This window comes from Neisseria dumasiana (assembly GCF_022870885.1).
In the GTDB taxonomy this organism is placed as follows: domain Bacteria; phylum Pseudomonadota; class Gammaproteobacteria; order Burkholderiales; family Neisseriaceae; genus Neisseria; species Neisseria dumasiana.
This window is the reverse complement of record NZ_CP091509.1, coordinates 1,535,262-1,551,496: the sequence shown is the minus strand read 5'-3', so window position 1 is coordinate 1,551,496 and position 16,235 is coordinate 1,535,262. Positions and strand designations below refer to the sequence as shown.

Below are 16,235 nucleotides of genomic sequence, written 5' to 3'. Positions count from 1 at the left end.
TCGTGTTAAAGTCGAGTTGATTGGCTATATAAACCTTAAACGGGATTCGCACCGCGGTTTCAAAGGTCTCAACTTAAGCGTTTTTCAGCCCTAAAACGTCTTGCATGTCGTATAGACCGTTGCTGCGTTTGCCCAACCATACGGCAGCACGCACGGCTCCTGCGGCAAATGTCATGCGGCTTGAGGCTTTGTGCGTGATCTCTACGCGCTCGCCGTCGGTGGCGAACAAGGCGGTATGGTCGCCGACAATATCGCCGCCACGCACGGTGGCAAAGCCGATGGTGTTCGGATCGCGCGCGCCGGTGTGTCCTTCGCGGCCGTAAACGGCACATTCTTTCAGGTTGCGGCCGAGTGCATGGGCAATCACTTCGCCCATGCGCAATGCGGTGCCGCTGGGGGCATCGACTTTATGGCGGTGGTGGGCTTCGATGATTTCGATGTCGTAGCCTTCGTTCAACACGCGGGCTACGGTGTCGAGGATATGGAAGGTTAGGTTGACGCCGACGCTGTAATTGGCGGCGAATACGATACCGGTTTTTTCAGAGGCCGTCTGAATGGCGGCTTTGCCTGCGTCGTCAAAACCGGTGGTGCCGATAATCATGCCCACGCCCGCTGCCGCGCATTTTTCGATATAGACCAAGCTCGGTTCGGGGCGGGTAAAGTCGATTAAGATGTCGCTGGCAGCCAGCACTTCGTCGATATTGTCGGTAATGCTGATGCCGGTTTTCAGACCGACGGCGTAACCGGCATCCAAGCCCAATGCGGGTGAGCCGGAATGTTCTAATGCGCCGCTCAATACGGTTTCGGGATGTTGGTTGACGGCTTCAACCAATACGCGGCCCATGCGGCCGTCTGCGCCGGCAATGGCAATCTTTAATGCAGTCATTGGTGCTTCCTTATCGGATTTTAGTTGCCTTCCGGTTGGAAAACGGGTTGGGGAGCGGCTTGTTGCGGCTGTCGGGCTTGCTGTTCGATCAAGCCTTCGGCCTGAAGCTGCTGGATGGCGTATTCAATGGCGTTGCCTTCGGCGCGTGCCAGACGGTCGTTATCGAAATACAGGGTGAGGGTGCGCTGCTCTTGGATCACGCCGTTGCGCGAGGTGCTGAATGTGTAGTCCCAGCGGTCGTTATGGAAAGGATCGCGCAGAAGCGGCGTGCCCAGCATCAATTGAACTTGGTCGCGGCTCATGCCCGGCTGCAGCGAGGCAACGGCGCGGGCGTCAAGCTGGTTGCCTTGTATGATTTTCAGTTTGTAGGAGGGAAAATGCGATACGCGTTCGGCGGAACACGCACCCAAGCCCAGCAGGGCGGCAATGGCGAGACATAAGGTTTTATTCACAGGTTTACCTTTCGTTGACAAGTCGTAGCAGGTTTTAGGTGTCGGTATGCCTGAAAGGTTCAGGCAATTGGAAACCTTTATCATCTTATAGTGGGCAAAGCCGCTAAAAGTGCGTATTATAACGGCAATTAGACCACAACGGTATGAGAGCATTATGGAAAACAATTTCAGCAATATTGCCCAATTGAAAGACAACGGCTTAAAAGTAACCGGCCCGCGTCTGAAAATCTTGGATTTATTTGAAACTCACGCTGAAGAACATTTGAGCGCGGAAGATGTTTACCGCATTTTGTTGGATGAAGGTATTGAAATCGGTGTCGCCACCATTTACCGCGTGTTGACCCAGTTTGAGCAGGCCGGCATTTTGCTGCGCCACCACTTTGAAACCGGTAAAGCGGTTTACGAGCTGAACAAAGGTGACCACCACGACCATATCGTGTGCGTAAAATGCGGCAAAGTAACCGAATTCCACAACGAAGAAATCGAAAACCTGCAAGAAAAAATCGCCGAAGAAAACGGCTATAAAGTGGTTGACCACGCACTTTATATGTATGGCGTATGCGGAGACTGCCAGCAAAAACGCAAGCGTTGAGACAAGGTTCCGCACAATGATTCAGACGGCCCGGTAAACCTGAGGCCGTCTGAAATTTTATAAGGCCGTCTGAAGCATGGATATTCCCTTTTTAGACCATTACGGTACAGCATTTCCCGATGTGGCCGAAGCCGTGGCGGAGCGCGACGGCTTGGTGGCCGTAGGCGGCGATTTAAGCCCCGAAAGGCTGCTGGCGGCTTACCGGCAAGGGATTTTCCCGTGGTTTTCAGACGGCCAGCCGATATGTTGGTGGGCTTTGTCGCCGCGTACTGTGCTGTATCCCGAAAAGATCCATATCGGCCGTTCGTTGCAGAAAACCCTGCGCAACAAACCGTATGCCGTAACCGCCAACCAATGCTTTTCCGCTGTGATTCAAGCCTGTGCGCATGTACCCAGAGCCGGGCAGGACGGCACATGGATTACCGACAGCATGCAGCAGGCGTATATCCGTTTGCATGAAATGGGGCATGCCCATTCGTTTGAATGCTGGTATCCCGATGAATCAGGCCGTCTGAAACTCGCGGGCGGCTTGTACGGCGTACAAATCGGAAAGGTATTTTTCGGCGAATCCATGTTTGCCGTTCGGCCCGATGCTTCCAAAATCGCTTTTGCCCGTGCCGTGGCTTATTTAGCGCAATGCGGTATTGAGTTGATAGATTGCCAGCAGAATACGCACCATCTGGCGCGTTTTGGTTCGGAGCAGATAGCATTTGAAGATTTTCAGACGGCCTTGAAACGGCTTACGGAAATGCCTTTGGACAACAACATCGCCAAACACTTACTGGCAGATAATGCAGAAAGTGCTTAACAAGCAACGAACATTGCGAGCAGACTTTACCGCTTGCACCCAGTATCATTATCCGGTTTTACAGTTATATAATGCCGTCTGAAAAAGGCGTTAACTGATTTTCAGACGGCCTTCATTTCTACTTAACCAACTCAGGACAGAATCATGTCATTACAAAACATCATCGAAACCGCTTTTGAAAACCGCGCCGACATCACACCGGCTACCGTAACGGCCGAAGTAAAATCCGCCGTTGAAGAAACCTTGAAACAACTGGATGCAGGCACTTTGCGCGTTGCCGAGAAAAAAGACGGCAAATGGGTCGTGAACGAGTGGGCGAAGAAGGCCGTTTTGTTGTCGTTCCGCATTCAAGACAACGAAGTGCAAAACGACGGTGTAAACAAATATTTCGACAAAGTGCCGACCAAGTTTGCCGACTGGAGCGAAGAAGAATTTAAAGCCGGCGGTTTCCGTGCCGTGCCGGGCGCCGTTGCCCGCCGTGGCAGTTTCGTAGCGAAAAACGTGGTGCTGATGCCTTCTTATGTGAACATCGGCGCGTATGTGGACGAAGGCTCGATGGTGGACACTTGGGCGACCGTAGGCTCGTGCGCACAAATCGGTAAAAACGTGCATTTGAGCGGCGGCGTGGGTATCGGCGGCGTATTGGAACCGTTGCAGGCCAGCCCGACCATTATTGAAGACAACTGCTTTATCGGCGCGCGTTCCGAAATCGTTGAAGGCGTGATTGTAGAAGAAGGCAGCGTGATTTCGATGGGCGTGTATATCGGCCAATCCACCAAAATTTACGACCGCGAAACCGGCGAAATCCACTACGGCCGCGTGCCTGCCGGCTCGGTGGTGGTATCGGGCAGCCTGCCGAGCAAAGACGGCAGCCACAGCCTGTATTGCGCTGTGATTGTGAAGAAAGTAGATGCGCAAACCCGCGCCAAAACCAGCGTAAACGAACTGTTGCGCGGCGTGTAAGTTTTACAATTAACTAACACCCGCTTTTTGAGAAGGCCGTCTGAACAGGTTAATTCAGACGGCCTTTGCCGCAGAGCGGGCGGCGCGGCAAAAAAAAATGAATAGCCTGTTTATTTTTATTTGAGTTATCAAATGCTTGCGGGGCTGGATTTCATGCCGGGAATTCTATATATTTAAACCGAAATAGTGACCGTTTGTAATTCATTGTTGGATTATCTATATAAACCTGATTATAATGCGAGCCATGAAAAAACATATCCCATTCCTCGTTACTTTGGTTGCACTGGCGGGTTGTGAGACGATTTATCTTCCGACCCTGAAAGAAGTGCCTGTCAGACCCACCAATGTTAAAACCGAGCCGCCGAAGCCGACTGTTCGCGCTCCGTATCGCTTGGCAGAAACCCATTGGGCGGACGTTTCTAAAATCAGAGACGAAGCAACCCGTTTGAGCTATCAGGTGAGCGAAGGCAAAATCACCAAGGTTCAAGCTGCGCAATATCTCAACAGATTCCGCATCCAGCAGGTAGGCCGCAATTCGGTGGACGACAGCATGTATGAAGTGTATCTGCGCTCTGCCGTAGACAGCCAACGCGGTGCGATTACAACCGAGCAATCGAAGCTGTATATTCAAAATGCGTTGAGAGGTTGGCACCAACGTTGGCCGAATATGAAAAACAAGCCTTCCAACCCGGCGTTTACCAACTTCCTGATGGAAGTCATGGCTATGCGCCCTTTGCAGTAACGATGATGTAACAAAATTGCCGGAAATGTTTGATTGATTTGTTAAAAGCTACTGGTATTTCCATATAAAAAACTGCCGTCTGAATAAGTTTTCAGACGGCAGTTTTTTATATGGAAATCAACCGAAGAGTTTTTCGGTAGCCCGGCGTGCTCTGTCGCGGATTTCGTCGGTCAGATGGCTTTTCATTTGAGTGTAAACCAATGCGATCACGGCGATGTCGTCGGTAAAGCCGAGCGGGCCCAGCAGGTCGGGAATGCTGTCGATGGGGCTGAAAAAATACACCAACGCGCCGAGAATAATGATTTTGGTGCGGCTGGGTGTTTTGGGATCTTTAAACAGATAATACAGGCTGTATAGCTGCCTGATGGCCGGTGCGCCCAGTTTGCCGGCTACGCGGCCTACTTTTCGCAGAAAGCCCGGTTCGTCTAATTTTCTTCTGCGGAATTTGGGGATAAATTCTTCAGGAGAAGGTCTGTTCATGGTGCTCGTCCTTTTGATGTGCGGCATTATTGCCAGATATTTCAAAGATTTGGTAGCACTTAATATAGTGCGCTTTTTTACCATTGCAAGATAGGGCGGGGGAAACAGGCAGAATTTTTACCGTAATTTGCTTTTATTCGGAGCGGTTCATACGATGAGGCCGTCTGAAACATCTTGGCTCCGCCAACCGCATTTAACCCGGCACAAGAGCAAATATGTTTCAGACGGCCGTTACGGCGTTGAACCGGCTTATGGCTGGATAACGTTTTTTTTCACGCATTCGGCTTCGAGCGATAATTCTGCTACGGTTGTGTCGAATTCGGCCAGATATTGTTCCAGCAGATACGGGCGCAACAGGCTGAGAGTACGGCGGATGCCGCGCACTTTGGAATCTTCGGTCAGCTTGGCGCGGCCGCGCAGCGAGCCGTCGAAGTCGAACCAGTATTTGGTCACCATCCACATATTCAGGGCCAGATCGTTCATGGCGGTTTCGTCGGCTTTGATGATGCCTAAACCGTTCAGGCGGGTGAGCAGGTTGACCAACAGCGGCGACACTTTTGCCTGTGTGAAGTTGTTGTGCTCGCCCAAAAGCTCGGCACTTCGCGCCAACAGGGTGTTGACGTCGCTGAACAGAAAGCGGTAGCGCCACATAACATCATAAATACCCGACATATAGCTGACGGCATCGCACACGCCTGCGGGCAGTTCGGCGTTGTGCAGATAATTGAGCAGGTCTTCGCTGTATCGTTTGAATAATTGGACGATGATTTCGTCTTTATTGCGGAAATGGTAATAAAGGTTGCCGGGGCTGATGCCCAGATGGGCGGCGATATGGTTGGTGCTGATGTTGCGCTCGCCTTCTTCGTTAAACAGCACCAGAGCCGCTTCGACGATTCTGGTGTAGGTGTTGGTTTTTACTTCTTTTGCCACGTTGTTACTCCTTGGGGCGGACTGCTTGCGCCCATTTTATCCGGTGCTTGTCGGGTTGGTGATTATAGCCGTGAAAACAGATTTTTAATATAAGGCGGCAACGCCCTAGTAAGAATCAAGGTTGTTGGCTATATGCAAGGGCTTTGCGCTAATGTTTGCGGGTAGTGTGTTTGTGTTATGACAGCGAAAAAGAGGCCGGCAGCCAGTTGGGTTCGGCGTGCAGTGCTACACCGAAGGTTTGTTGAACGGTTCGGCAAATATGCTGTGCCAACCGATGCACATCTTGGGCGGACGCATGGTGTTTGTTGACCAGCACCAAAGCCTGTTTGTCGTGCACCGCCGCGCCGCCTATGCCGTAACCTTTCAGACCGCATTGATCGATCAGCCAACCGGCAGCCAGCTTAACCGTGCCGTCGGTTTGCGGATAATGCGGCATGTTTGGATATAGTGCCAGCAGCCGGTGTGCGGTTTCGTGATCGACAATCGGGTTTTTGAAAAAACTGCCGACATTGCCCAGCACTTTGGGGTCGGGCAGCTTGCTTGCGCGGATGCGGCATACGGCTTGGCAGACGTCTTTTGCGGTGGCTTCGCGGCCGGCGCATTCTTCGGCCAGCACGGCGGCCAAATCGCCGTAGCGGGCGTTGGCGGTGAAGTGTTCTTTTAAGGCAAATACAACCGAAACAATCACATAACGGCCTTTGCCCTGCTGTTTGAACAGGCTTTCGCGGTAGGAAAAGCAGCAGTCGGCATTGCTTAATTCGACAAAGCTTAGGGTGTTTAAATCAAAGCAGCGCACGCTGTGGATGATGTCTTTCACTTCCACGCCGTAAGCGCCGATGTTCTGCACCGGCGATGCGCCTACCGTGCCGGGAATCAGGCTGAGGTTTTCCAAACCGCACAAGCCCATGTCCAGCGTTTTCAACACAAAGTCATGCCACACTTCTCCGGCCTGTGCTTCTATATAAACGAGGCCGTCTGAACGGGATAACTCGCGTATGCCTTTGTTGCGCATGTGGACGACCAAGCCGTCGTAGTCCTGCATCAGCAGGATATTGCTGCCGCCGCCCAGCCACAGCACGGTATCTCGGTCGAATGCGGGCAGCTTCACCAATTCGGGCAGATCGTTTTCGTTTTCGAGCACCGCAAAATCGCGGGCCGCGGCTTTGAGGCCGAACGTGTTGAACGGCGTTAAATCCACATCATGCAATAGCTGCATCACAACATCCTTTTTCTCGCCGCCATGGTGCGGCTGCATATTTCCAAATACCAAACCAGCAATACGGCCGCCACCGTGAGCGAAATAACCAGTGCCGTCCAAAAGCCGTAAATGCCCATGGCTGCCGAATAAGCCAACAAATAACCCGGCACGAGACCGAAGCCCCAAAAGGCCACGGCATGAATCAGCATCGGTATTTTGGTTACTTTATAGCCGCGCAGCGCGTAAGAGGCGACGCATTGGGTGGCATCGGCAAGCTGGAACACCGCGGCAAACAGCAGCACGGCCGCCGCAATCGCCAGCACGCCGGTGTCGTCGGTGTACATGCCGGCCAGCGGATAGCGGAAAAACACCAACAATAACGCCGTTGCCACCGCCAACACCAAACCGAGAATCAGCGATACGCCCGAAATATAACGCGCGCGCTTGTATTCGCCGCGCCCTATGGTGTAGCCCACCCGCACCGTGCCCGCCGAACCGACGCTTTGCGGAATCATATAAATCACACTGGTCAGGCTGATCACCACCTGCTGCGCCGCAACATAATCTTCGCCTTGCCGCGCCACCAGAAACACGATACACGAAAACAGGCTCACTTCGAGAAAAAACGACAAACCGATGGGTGCGCCGAGCTTCCAAATTTGTTTGAACACCTTCATATCGGGCTTGCTGAACCGCTCGGTGAGCTTGAACTGCCTGAAGTATTTCTGCTTCACCACATACAGCCACAGCGCGGCGGCATTAAACCAAAACACCAAGGTAGTGGCCACACCGCAACCCGCGCCGCCCAGTTCGGGCATACCGAATTTGCCGTAAACAAACGCATAATTGAGCGGCACGTTCAGAAAAAACGCCAAAAAGCTCACAATCATGATTACGCGCGGGCGGTTTAGGCTTGAGGCATAGGCATGCAGGGCGCGGTGCACCATTGCCGCAGGCATCGCCAAGCCGGTAAACAGCATATATTGGGCCATCATGCTTTCGACGTTGTCATTCAGGCTTAACAGCTTCTGAAAAGGAACAATGGCCAGCCACATCAACAACATGCCTATCACGCCCAACATCATGCCGAACCAGATGCTTTGCCGCCCTGTTTCGCCCACTTCATCGAGTTTGCCCGCGCCGTAAAGCTGGGCAATCATCGGGTTGAGTGCCGTCATGATGCCCAAAAAAGTGATATATACGGTGGCAAACGCGCTGCTGCCGAGGGCAACGGCGGCCAAGTCGTCTTTACCCGCGCCGCCCGCCATCACCGTATCCACAAAACCCACGCCCACCTGAGCCACCTGTGCCAACAGCATGGGCAGGGCAAGCAGCACGAGCTTTTTGTTTTCCTTGCGGAATACGGGATAGGAATAGCGGTTGAGATCGAAAAGCATAGAAGTTCCAAGTTCAGACGGCCTCACAGTTAATGCAGGCCGTCTGAAAACCCATGAGGCAGGATGAAAGAAAAGTAAACGGTATGGCAACACGCGTTGCCCGTATGGAGGCAAAAAAGCAGAGAGCCGCGTTTGAAATGCCGCACATTGTATCAAAAAACCGCTTTTACAGTCAGCTTGGCAGAGCAGGGAGGCCGATTTGACAGGCCGTCTGAAACCATACACACTCTGCCGCTTTGCAACCCGCCGCAGCCATGATGAACTGGAACGACCACCTGCAAGCCGCGCTCGACCGCCAAACGGCCAAACAAGCCTACCGCCGCCGCACCGCCCGCCGCGCCGATACCGCGCCGCCGTATCTCGAAAGCGGCGGCAAACGCTATTTAAATTTCGCCGGCAACGATTATCTCGGTTTGAGCCGCGACCCTGCCGTTATCGCCGCGTGGCAGCAGGCTTTGGCGCAATACGGCAGCGGCAGCGGCGGTTCGCCTTTGGTTAGCGGCCACACCGATGCGCACGAAACGTTGGAAAACCGTTTGGCCGATTGGCTCGGCTACGAACGCGCCATCCTGTTTCCCAGCGGTTACGCCGCCAACCAAGCCGTGCTGCTCGGCTTGTTGGGCAAAGACGACGTGCTGTTGGCTGATAAACTTTGCCATGCCTCCATGCAGGAAGCCGCCGCTCTCGGCCCCGCGCAGTTTAAGCGGTTCGCCCATCGGCAATACGATGTTTTGGAAAAGCAACTGATTGAACATGCAGGAAAAAGAATCTTGGTGGCCAGCGAAGGCGTGTTCAGCATGGACGGCGACACCGCCGACTTAGGCCGTCTGAAAAGCCTGTGCGAACGATACGGCGCGTGGCTGCTGCTCGACGATGCGCACGGCATCGGCGTGCTGGGCGGCGAAGGGCGCGGCAGTGCGGCAGCGGCGGGCGTGCAGCCCGACATATTGATCGTTACCTTCGGCAAAGCCGTCGGGCTGATGGGCGCGGCGGTATTGTGCAGCCGCACCGTTGCCGAATACCTCACCCAGTTCGCCCGCCACCTGATTTACAGCACCGCCTTTCCGCCCGCCCAAGCCGCCGCGCTGTCTGTTGCTTTGGAGCGCGTTCGTGCCGCCGACGGTTTGCGTGAAAAACTGCGTGGCAATATCCGCTTTTTTCAGACGGCCTTATCCGAATGCGGATTGCGGGAACGCCTGATGCCGTCTGAAACCGCCATCCAGCCCTTTTTATGCGGCAGCAACGAAGCGGCTTTATCCGCATCTGCTACCCTGCGCAGGCACGGCCTGTATGTACCCGCCATCCGCCCGCCTACCGTACCCGTCGGGCAGGCGCGGCTGCGGATTACCCTTACCGCCGCCCACGAAGCAACGCATATCGAAACATTAATCAAAGGCTTGCAAGATGCCGTCTGAAAACCCGTCCAAACACCACATTGCCCGCGCTTTCGGTCAAGCCGCCGAAAGCTACGACGCATCGGCAGCCGTCCAGCAACAGGCCGGACTGCATTTGCTGCAACTCTTGGAAAGCCGTTTTTCAGACGGCCTCACCCGCAAAACCGTTGCCGACATCGGCGCGGGCAGCGGCTGGGTCAGCGAAAAAATACGCAGTCGCGGCGCAAACGTACTTGCCCTCGACTTGGCCGAAGGCATGTTGCGCCACATCGCCCGCCACCGCCGCGCCGACTGCTGCCTGCTCGCCGATGCCGAATCGCTGCCGTTGGCGGACGGTAGCATGGATGCCTGTTTCAGCAGCCTCGCCCTGCAATGGTGCGACCTCGAACGCGCCGCAGCCGAAATGCGGCGCGTGATCCGCACCGGCGGTTATGCGGCAGTGGCTACCGTTGGCGCAGGCAGCCTGCAACAGCTCGAACAGGCATGGCAGGCCGCCGACGAAAGCGCGCACGTCAACCGCTTTCTCACCGAAAGCGACATTCAGACGGCTTTCCGCTGTTTTCAAAACATTCGCATACACACCGAAACCCACACCCAATATTTCCCCACCCTCAAAGCCCTGCTGCACAGCCTGAAAAACATCGGTGCCAACCATGTGATACAGCGTGAAAACAAAGGCTTAACCGGTAAAAACCGCTGGCAGCGTTTTCAGACGGCCTATGAAAACCGGCGTAACGCTCAAGGCATGCTGCCGCTGGATTACCGCATCACTTATGTTGTGGCTTGGTAGGGCGGCTGAATAAAAGAAGGTCTCAGGCCGTCTGAATACATTTTCAGACGGCCTGCGTATAGGTAGGGCGGGTGTTGCTGCCTGCCGTTATGCCTCGTGTTCTCTATAGTCAATCCACTTAAGTTTAATAATAAAACCGTCATACTCGGGCTTGACCCGAGTATCTCCTAAAATTTGCTGAAACTGAAGATACCCGGGTTAAGCCGGAGTATGACGTATGTGCATTTATAAATCGATTAACTATAAATATTTTGATTGACCGGATGTTTTATGCACCGGCGCGTTCAGACGGCCTCACTTATCCAAGCCTTCCTGCACCATTTGCGCTGCCCGCAATACCGCGCGGGCTTTGTTTTGGGTTTCCTGCCATTCGGCTTCTTCGTCGGAATCGGCCACGATGCCGCCGCCGCTTTGTACATACAGCGTTTGGTCTTTAATCACGGCGGTGCGGATGGCGATGGCCAAGTCCATGTCGTTGTTGAAACTCCAGCAGCCGACCGCGCCGCCGTAGATGCAGCGTTTGTTGGGTTCGAGTTCTTCGATGATTTCGAGCGCGCGTACTTTCGGTGCGCCCGACAGCGTGCCGGCGGGGAAGGTGGCGGCGAGTATCTGCATGTTATCGATGTTGTTTTTCAGACGGCCTTCTACGTTGGAAACGATGTGCATCACATGCGAATAGCGTTCGATAACCATTTTGTCGGTTACTTTCACTTCGCCGGTCCGGCTGACGCGGCCGACGTCGTTGCGGCCCAAATCAATCAGCATCACATGTTCGGCGATTTCTTTGGCATCGCCCAGCAAATCTTGTTCGTTGGCCAAATCTTCGGCGGGGGTTTTTCCGCGCAGACGGGTGCCGGCGATGGGGCGCACGATGATGTTGTCGCGTTCGCGGCGCACAAGGATTTCGGGCGACGAGCCTACAACGTGGAAATCGCCGAAGTCGTAGTAAAACATATACGGCGAAGGGTTGAGCGTGCGCAGGGCGCGGTAGAGGCTGAGCGGGTTGTCGGTAAACTTCTGCTTCATGCGCTGGCTGGGCACAACCTGCATACAGTCGCCGTCGAGAATGTATTCGCGGATTTTGCGTACATATTCTTTGTAGCGCGCTTCGCCGGTTTCGTGTTCCGGTTCGGTTTTGGAGCTGCCGAGCGAAAGGGGGATGGCGCAGCTTTGGCGCAGGCGGGTGCGTAAGTCTTCCAAGCGTTCGCGGGCTTGTTCGTAGCCGTTGGCTTGGGCGGGGTCGGCATAAACGATCAGGTGGATTTTGCCGCTGAGGTTGTCGACAACGGCCAGTTCTTCGGAAAGCATCAGCAGAATATCGGGCGTGCCGATGGTGTCGGGCTTGCCGCTGTTTTGGAAGCGATGGGCGAAATGCTCGAAGTGGTAGATGGTTTCGTAGCCGAAGTAGCCGACCAAGCCGCCGGTAAAGCGGGGCAGGCCGGGGATTTCGGGCGTTTTGAAACGCTCGTGAAACTGTTCGATGAAATGCAGCGGGTTGCCTTCGTATTGCTCGGTGATTTCGCCGTTTTGGTAAACGTCCACTTTTTTGCCGGATGCTTTGAGGTAGGTGCGGCAGGGCAGGCCGATAAAGGAATAACGCCCGAAGCGTTCGCCGCCGACCACGGATTCGAGCAGGTAGGTATAGGGTTGGTTGGCGAGTTTGAGGTAGAGGGAAAGCGGAGTATCGAGATCGGCCAGCAGCTCTTGAACCAGCGGAATGCGGTTGTAACCTGTGGCGGCTTGGGCTTGGTATTCTTGTTTGGTAATCATGTTTCAGACGGCCTGAGGCGGGTTGGGAAATGACGCTGAGTATAGCAGTTTTATAAGGCTGGTTGATAGCGCAAAGGCCGTCTGAAAAGGTTTTGGCGAGGCCCTCAAGTTAGCTTTCAGACGGCCTCTTGCTATAATCCGCTTTTTGTTTTTCGGGATTCGTTATGAATACGGCTGTTTCTCCGCAATCTGAGTTTTGGCGCGGGGCTAAAGACTGTTTGCCTGTGATTATCGGTATGCTGTCGTTCGCTTTGATTTTAGGCGTACAGGGCGGGCAGAAAGGGATGAGCCCGCTGGAAATGTCGATGATGACGGGGCTGAATTTTGCCGGCGGCTCGGAATTTGCCGCAGTGGGGCTGTGGGCGGATCCGCTGCCGGTGCTGCTGATTATCACGGTAACGTTTATGATCAACACCCGCCATATTTTGATGGGCGCGGCTTTGACGCCTTATCTGAAAGATGTGCCGATGAAAAAAGCGCTGCCTGCTTTGTTTTTTATGACTGACGAGAGCTGGGCTTTGAGTATGGCCGATATCCACCGGCGCAAGCAGCTGGGCTTGCCTGCGTTTAGCCTGCCATATTATATGGGCACGGCGTTGACGCTTTATGTGGTGTGGGTGGCGGTAACGGGTATGGGCGCGGCTGCGGGGCCGGTGTTTGGCGATGTGGCGGCTTGGGGCTTCGGCATGGCGTTTCCCGCTGTGTTTTTGGTGTTGTTGCGCGGCTTGTGGAAAGGGTTTAAGGCGGCTGTGCCGTGGTTGGTAAGTTTAGTGGTGGCGGTGTTTGTTTATCTGGGTATCGACGGCGCTTGGTATGTGCCTGCCGGAGCTTTGGCGGGCTTGTTGGCTGCTTACTGGGGAGGGCGCGACAAATGATTTCGTGGGCATCGTTTACTGTGGTGATGGGTATGTTGGCGGCAACTTATTCGACCCGTTTAATCGGTTTTTTTATGCTGCGCAACCGCACGCTAAGCCCGCGTGCCGCGGCGGTGATGGATGCGGCGCCGGGGTGTGTGTTGATTGCGGTAATCGCACCGTATTTTGCTTCGGGCAAACCGCATGAACTGGTGGCCTTGGCCATTACGATATTGGCGGCGAGCCGTTGGGGGATGCTGCCTACGGTCTTGGTTGCCGTTGCTTCTGCGGCGATATTGGGGCGTTGGATGGGTTAGGTGTTTTGCCTGTTGTGTGGGATTTGATGGAAGGAGTGGGTTGTGCATTGGTTTTTCTTATTGTTGGCGATTGTGAGCGAGGTGTTTGGTTCTTCCATGCTTAAGCTTAGTGAGGGCTTTACCAAACCGTGGCCTACTGCGGCGATGGCGGTGGCTTTCGTATGCTCGTTTTATTTTTTATCGCTGTCTTTGAAAAGCATTCCGCTCGGTACGGCATACGCGGTATGGGCGGGCGTGGGGCTGGTGCTGACGTGCTTGGTGAGCATGGTGTTTTTCGGGCAGAAAGCAGATATCGCGGGGATTGTAGGCATCGGGTTTATTTTGGCGGGCGTGGTGATTTTGAATACTTTGTCGGGCATGGCCGGGCATTGAATATCATTAAATAAATATGTGGCTAGTAACTGATGAGGCCGTCTGAAAAGTTTTTCAGACGGCCTCAAGTATGATGAATCTGTTTATTCGTCGCTAACTTTGCGTGCTTCGTAGCCTAGAAAGTTTTCTCGTACTTTGACGGTGATGATGTCGTTGATCGCTCCGCTGTTGTTTTGCGGGCACACTGAAACTCGAACACCGGTTTGCAAAGTAAGTATCCATGGATCGCATCCTCTGCGGCGGCTGCCAAAGTCGGTAATTTGTGCTTGCATGGTATGTTCTTCTACAAACATTAGGCTTGCCCAAAGCATAATATTCAGAGTGAAAAATAGGCAAGCGAAGATATAGAACCATGTTTTGGCTATGCCTTGCAGTAGATACCAACATTTAGGCAAAAACTTGGTTGTAGGCTTAAGGTTTTTTCTGTTTGATAAAAATACGGGCAAAAAGGCAATGGTGCTTGTGATGACCAGCCATTTGAAAAGACCTTTTCTTAATTGAATCGGTTGCCAAGAAATGTACACCATAAGGAATAATGCTAAGAGGATGGCACCTATCTCTAACCAATGCTTATGCTGTTTTATATATCGTTTGATTTTCACTCTTCACTATTCCTGCACACCTCCACCGCTTCCTGCAAACTGCTCACGCCGAAAATCTGTAAGCCGGGGAATTCTTTCGGGTTGCGCGGCAGATTGGCTTTAGGCACGACGGCGCGTTTGAAGCCGAGTTTTTCCGCTTCTTTCAAGCGTTCCTGCCCGCGTGCCACGGGGCGGACTTCGCCGCTTAAGCCGATTTCGCCGAAGGCCACCATTTTTTCGGGTAGCGGGCGGTTGCGGAAGCTGGAGAGCATGGCAAGAATGATGGCGAGGTCGGCGGCGGGTTCGTTGATTTTTACGCCGCCCACGGCGTTCAGGAACACGTCTTGGTCGAAGCAGGCGATGCCGGCATGGCGGTTTAACACGGCCAACAGCATGGCGAGGCGGTTTTGTTCGAGGCCGACGGTAAGGCGTTTGGGCGTAAAGCCGTGCGCGTCGTCGACTAATGCCTGAATTTCCACCAACAGCGGGCGGCTGCCTTCTTGAGTGACCAATACGCATGAGCCGGGTACGTCGTCGCGGTAGCTGGCAAGGAAGATGGCGGAAGGGTTGGACACGCCTTTCAAGCCGTGTTCGGTCATGGCGAAAACGCCCAGCTCGTTGGCCGCGCCGAAACGGTTTTTGATGGCGCGTATCATGCGGTAGTTGGAATGCTGGTCGCCCTCGAAATAAAGCACAGTATCGACCATGTGTTCGAGCACGCGCGGGCCGGCGATGGCACCGTCTTTGGTAACGTGGCCGACCAAAATCATGGCAATGCCCATCTGCTTGGCCATGCGGGTAAGCTGCGCGGCACATTCGCGTACTTGCGATACCGAGCCGGGCGCGGAAGTGATTTGGTCGGAATACATGGTTTGAATCGAATCGATCACCACCACGGCGGGTTCGTGCTGTTTTAAGGCCGTCTGAATGGCTTCCATGCGGATTTCCGCCAGCAGGTTCACGCCTTCGCTTTGCAAGCCCAAGCGTTGCGCGCGCAAAGCGACTTGTTGGGCGGATTCCTCACCCGATACATACAGCACTTTGCGGCTTTTCGCCATCATCGCCACGGTTTGCAGAAGCAGCGTCGATTTGCCGATACCGGGGTCGCCGCCGAGCAAAATCACTGCACCGCTTACCAAACCGCCGCCCAACACGCGGTCGAGTTCGCCCATGCCGGTGGGCTCGCGCGGCACTTCGGTGGCCGTTACTTTGGAAAGATCCTGCACCTGTGCCGTATCTGCCGCCCACGATTGGAAGCGCACGTTTTTCGGCTCGGGCGCGGCAAGGCTTTCCTGCAAGGTGTTCCACTCGCCGCAATGCGGGCATTTGCCCTGCCATTTGGGGGTGGTGCCGCCGCATTCGCTGCATTGGTAAACGGTTTTCGGTGCTTTTGCCATGAAGGTTCCTGATGATGGGAAAGGCTGTATTGTAACGCCTTAGTCAATCCATTTAAATTTTACTACGGCGTTGCTGCGCCTTAGCTCAAAGAGAACGATGGTGCAAGCTGCTAAAGCGGCCACAGAATCGGTTCCATAGTACCTATGCCGTCTGAAGCTTGCTGCCTTATATTAAAAATAAGCTGCTTGACGATATCGGGCATAAATTAAGGCTCGGAACAAACGGCAACGACATGCCTAAGGTAACAATAAATGTAACATTAGTTACCAATGTAACATTGAGGCGGCAAAAATGTCCGCACATCATTCTTT

The 16,235-nt window shown here is 53.9% G+C and carries 18 protein-coding genes; 9 read left to right on the top strand and 9 right to left on the bottom strand.

What is annotated here, in order from left to right; all coding sequences use genetic code 11:
• Window positions 1-73 precede the first annotated feature (73 nt).
• Window positions 74-886: a 4-hydroxy-tetrahydrodipicolinate reductase gene (gene dapB / locus LVJ88_RS07050; RefSeq protein WP_085417987.1), complete on the bottom strand. Its 813-nt coding sequence runs from the start codon at window positions 884-886 to the stop codon at window positions 74-76.
• A 20-nt stretch (window positions 887-906) separates the two neighbouring features.
• Window positions 907-1,338, bottom strand: coding sequence for an outer membrane protein assembly factor BamE (locus LVJ88_RS07045; RefSeq protein WP_085417988.1), 432 nt, complete (start codon window positions 1,336-1,338; stop codon window positions 907-909).
• Window positions 1,339-1,492: 154 nt separating this feature from the next.
• Here LVJ88_RS07045 and fur point away from each other — a divergent pair, with 154 nt between their 5' ends.
• From fur to LVJ88_RS07025, 4 genes are all read left to right on the top strand, one after another.
• A complete protein-coding gene (gene fur, locus LVJ88_RS07040; protein ID WP_054598794.1) occupies window positions 1,493-1,930 on the top strand; it encodes a ferric iron uptake transcriptional regulator in 438 nt (145 codons plus the stop codon).
• Between the two features lie 76 nt (window positions 1,931-2,006).
• Window positions 2,007-2,738 (top strand): leucyl/phenylalanyl-tRNA--protein transferase, encoded by a 732-nt coding sequence (gene aat / locus LVJ88_RS07035; RefSeq protein ID WP_085417989.1) that lies wholly within the window; start codon window positions 2,007-2,009, stop codon window positions 2,736-2,738.
• A gap of 144 nt (window positions 2,739-2,882) precedes the next feature.
• The gene (dapD, locus tag LVJ88_RS07030; protein WP_085417990.1) at window positions 2,883-3,701 is read left to right on the top strand and encodes a 2,3,4,5-tetrahydropyridine-2,6-dicarboxylate N-succinyltransferase; all 819 of its coding nucleotides are present in this window, start codon (window positions 2,883-2,885) and stop codon (window positions 3,699-3,701) included.
• A 244-nt stretch (window positions 3,702-3,945) separates the two neighbouring features.
• Entirely contained in the window at window positions 3,946-4,443 is a 498-nt protein-coding gene (locus tag LVJ88_RS07025; protein WP_082402932.1) for a prokaryotic membrane lipolipid attachment site family protein, read from the top strand.
• Between the two features lie 117 nt (window positions 4,444-4,560).
• Here the strand turns inward: LVJ88_RS07025 and LVJ88_RS07020 are convergent, their stop codons facing one another.
• The 4 genes from LVJ88_RS07020 to LVJ88_RS07005 form a co-directional block, all read right to left on the bottom strand.
• Window positions 4,561-4,923 (bottom strand): YkvA family protein, encoded by a 363-nt coding sequence (locus LVJ88_RS07020; protein WP_054598798.1) that lies wholly within the window; start codon window positions 4,921-4,923, stop codon window positions 4,561-4,563.
• Between the two features lie 249 nt (window positions 4,924-5,172).
• The gene (locus LVJ88_RS07015; protein ID WP_085417991.1) at window positions 5,173-5,853 is read right to left on the bottom strand and encodes a TetR/AcrR family transcriptional regulator; all 681 of its coding nucleotides are present in this window, start codon (window positions 5,851-5,853) and stop codon (window positions 5,173-5,175) included.
• A 175-nt stretch (window positions 5,854-6,028) separates the two neighbouring features.
• A complete protein-coding gene (gene murB / locus LVJ88_RS07010) occupies window positions 6,029-7,072 on the bottom strand; it encodes a UDP-N-acetylmuramate dehydrogenase (RefSeq protein WP_416171744.1) in 1,044 nt (347 codons plus the stop codon).
• The gene (locus LVJ88_RS07005; RefSeq protein ID WP_085417993.1) at window positions 7,069-8,448 is read right to left on the bottom strand and encodes an MATE family efflux transporter; all 1,380 of its coding nucleotides are present in this window, start codon (window positions 8,446-8,448) and stop codon (window positions 7,069-7,071) included. Before LVJ88_RS07005 ends, murB begins: the two co-directional genes overlap by 4 nt.
• Before the next feature lie 254 nt (window positions 8,449-8,702).
• Between LVJ88_RS07005 and bioF the strand changes: the two genes are divergently transcribed.
• Together bioF and bioC are read left to right on the top strand one after the other, a co-directional pair.
• On the top strand, window positions 8,703-9,863 hold the full coding sequence (gene bioF, locus LVJ88_RS07000; RefSeq protein ID WP_233127511.1) for an 8-amino-7-oxononanoate synthase: 1,161 nt from the start codon (window positions 8,703-8,705) through the stop codon (window positions 9,861-9,863).
• Window positions 9,853-10,632: a malonyl-ACP O-methyltransferase BioC gene (gene bioC, locus LVJ88_RS06995; RefSeq protein WP_244694131.1), complete on the top strand. Its 780-nt coding sequence runs from the start codon at window positions 9,853-9,855 to the stop codon at window positions 10,630-10,632. Before bioF ends, bioC begins: the two co-directional genes overlap by 11 nt.
• Window positions 10,633-10,926: 294 nt before the next feature.
• On the opposite strand, the gene trpE is transcribed toward bioC, so the two are convergent.
• Entirely contained in the window at window positions 10,927-12,402 is a 1,476-nt protein-coding gene (trpE, locus tag LVJ88_RS06990; RefSeq protein ID WP_244694130.1) for an anthranilate synthase component I, read from the bottom strand.
• A gap of 164 nt (window positions 12,403-12,566) precedes the next feature.
• Between trpE and LVJ88_RS06985 the strand changes: the two genes are divergently transcribed.
• From LVJ88_RS06985 to LVJ88_RS06975, 3 genes are all read left to right on the top strand, one after another.
• On the top strand, window positions 12,567-13,277 hold the full coding sequence (locus LVJ88_RS06985) for an AzlC family ABC transporter permease (protein ID WP_085417996.1): 711 nt from the start codon (window positions 12,567-12,569) through the stop codon (window positions 13,275-13,277).
• On the top strand, window positions 13,274-13,573 hold the full coding sequence (locus LVJ88_RS06980) for an AzlD family protein (protein ID WP_085417997.1): 300 nt from the start codon (window positions 13,274-13,276) through the stop codon (window positions 13,571-13,573). The genes LVJ88_RS06985 and LVJ88_RS06980 overlap by 4 nt, the downstream gene beginning before the upstream one ends.
• A gap of 96 nt (window positions 13,574-13,669) precedes the next feature.
• Window positions 13,670-13,945 carry a DMT family transporter gene (locus LVJ88_RS06975; protein ID WP_233127516.1) on the top strand — a complete coding sequence of 92 codons (276 nt, stop codon included), beginning with the start codon at window positions 13,670-13,672 and terminating at the stop codon, window positions 13,943-13,945.
• An 83-nt stretch (window positions 13,946-14,028) separates the two neighbouring features.
• Here LVJ88_RS06975 and LVJ88_RS06970 read toward each other — a convergent pair whose 3' ends face one another.
• A complete protein-coding gene (locus LVJ88_RS06970) occupies window positions 14,029-14,547 on the bottom strand; it encodes a hypothetical protein (RefSeq protein ID WP_085417999.1) in 519 nt (172 codons plus the stop codon).
• Complete coding sequence (radA, locus tag LVJ88_RS06965; RefSeq protein ID WP_085418000.1) at window positions 14,544-15,923, bottom strand: DNA repair protein RadA; 1,380 nt, start codon at window positions 15,921-15,923, stop codon at window positions 14,544-14,546. Before radA ends, LVJ88_RS06970 begins: the two co-directional genes overlap by 4 nt.
• Between the last annotated feature and the right edge of the window lie 312 nt (window positions 15,924-16,235).

Bases quoted from the DNA above. Each gene is read 5' to 3' on its own strand.
- dapD (WP_085417990.1), top strand. From the start codon at position 2,883: ATGTCATTACAAAACATCATCGAAACCGCTTTTGAAAACCGCGCCGAC.
- dapB (WP_085417987.1), bottom strand. From the start codon at position 886: ATGACTGCATTAAAGATTGCCATTGCCGGCGCAGACGGCCGCATGGGC.
- aat (WP_085417989.1), top strand. From the start codon at position 2,007: ATGGATATTCCCTTTTTAGACCATTACGGTACAGCATTTCCCGATGTG.
- trpE (WP_244694130.1), bottom strand. From the start codon at position 12,402: ATGATTACCAAACAAGAATACCAAGCCCAAGCCGCCACAGGTTACAAC.
- fur (WP_054598794.1), top strand. From the start codon at position 1,493: ATGGAAAACAATTTCAGCAATATTGCCCAATTGAAAGACAACGGCTTA.
- radA (WP_085418000.1), bottom strand. From the start codon at position 15,923: ATGGCAAAAGCACCGAAAACCGTTTACCAATGCAGCGAATGCGGCGGC.
- LVJ88_RS06975 (WP_233127516.1), top strand. From the start codon at position 13,670: ATGCTTAAGCTTAGTGAGGGCTTTACCAAACCGTGGCCTACTGCGGCG.
- LVJ88_RS07020 (WP_054598798.1), bottom strand. From the start codon at position 4,923: ATGAACAGACCTTCTCCTGAAGAATTTATCCCCAAATTCCGCAGAAGA.
- bioC (WP_244694131.1), top strand. From the start codon at position 9,853: ATGCCGTCTGAAAACCCGTCCAAACACCACATTGCCCGCGCTTTCGGT.
- LVJ88_RS06985 (WP_085417996.1), top strand. From the start codon at position 12,567: ATGAATACGGCTGTTTCTCCGCAATCTGAGTTTTGGCGCGGGGCTAAA.
- bioF (WP_233127511.1), top strand. From the start codon at position 8,703: ATGATGAACTGGAACGACCACCTGCAAGCCGCGCTCGACCGCCAAACG.
- LVJ88_RS07005 (WP_085417993.1), bottom strand. From the start codon at position 8,448: ATGCTTTTCGATCTCAACCGCTATTCCTATCCCGTATTCCGCAAGGAA.
- LVJ88_RS06980 (WP_085417997.1), top strand. From the start codon at position 13,274: ATGATTTCGTGGGCATCGTTTACTGTGGTGATGGGTATGTTGGCGGCA.
- LVJ88_RS07025 (WP_082402932.1), top strand. From the start codon at position 3,946: ATGAAAAAACATATCCCATTCCTCGTTACTTTGGTTGCACTGGCGGGT.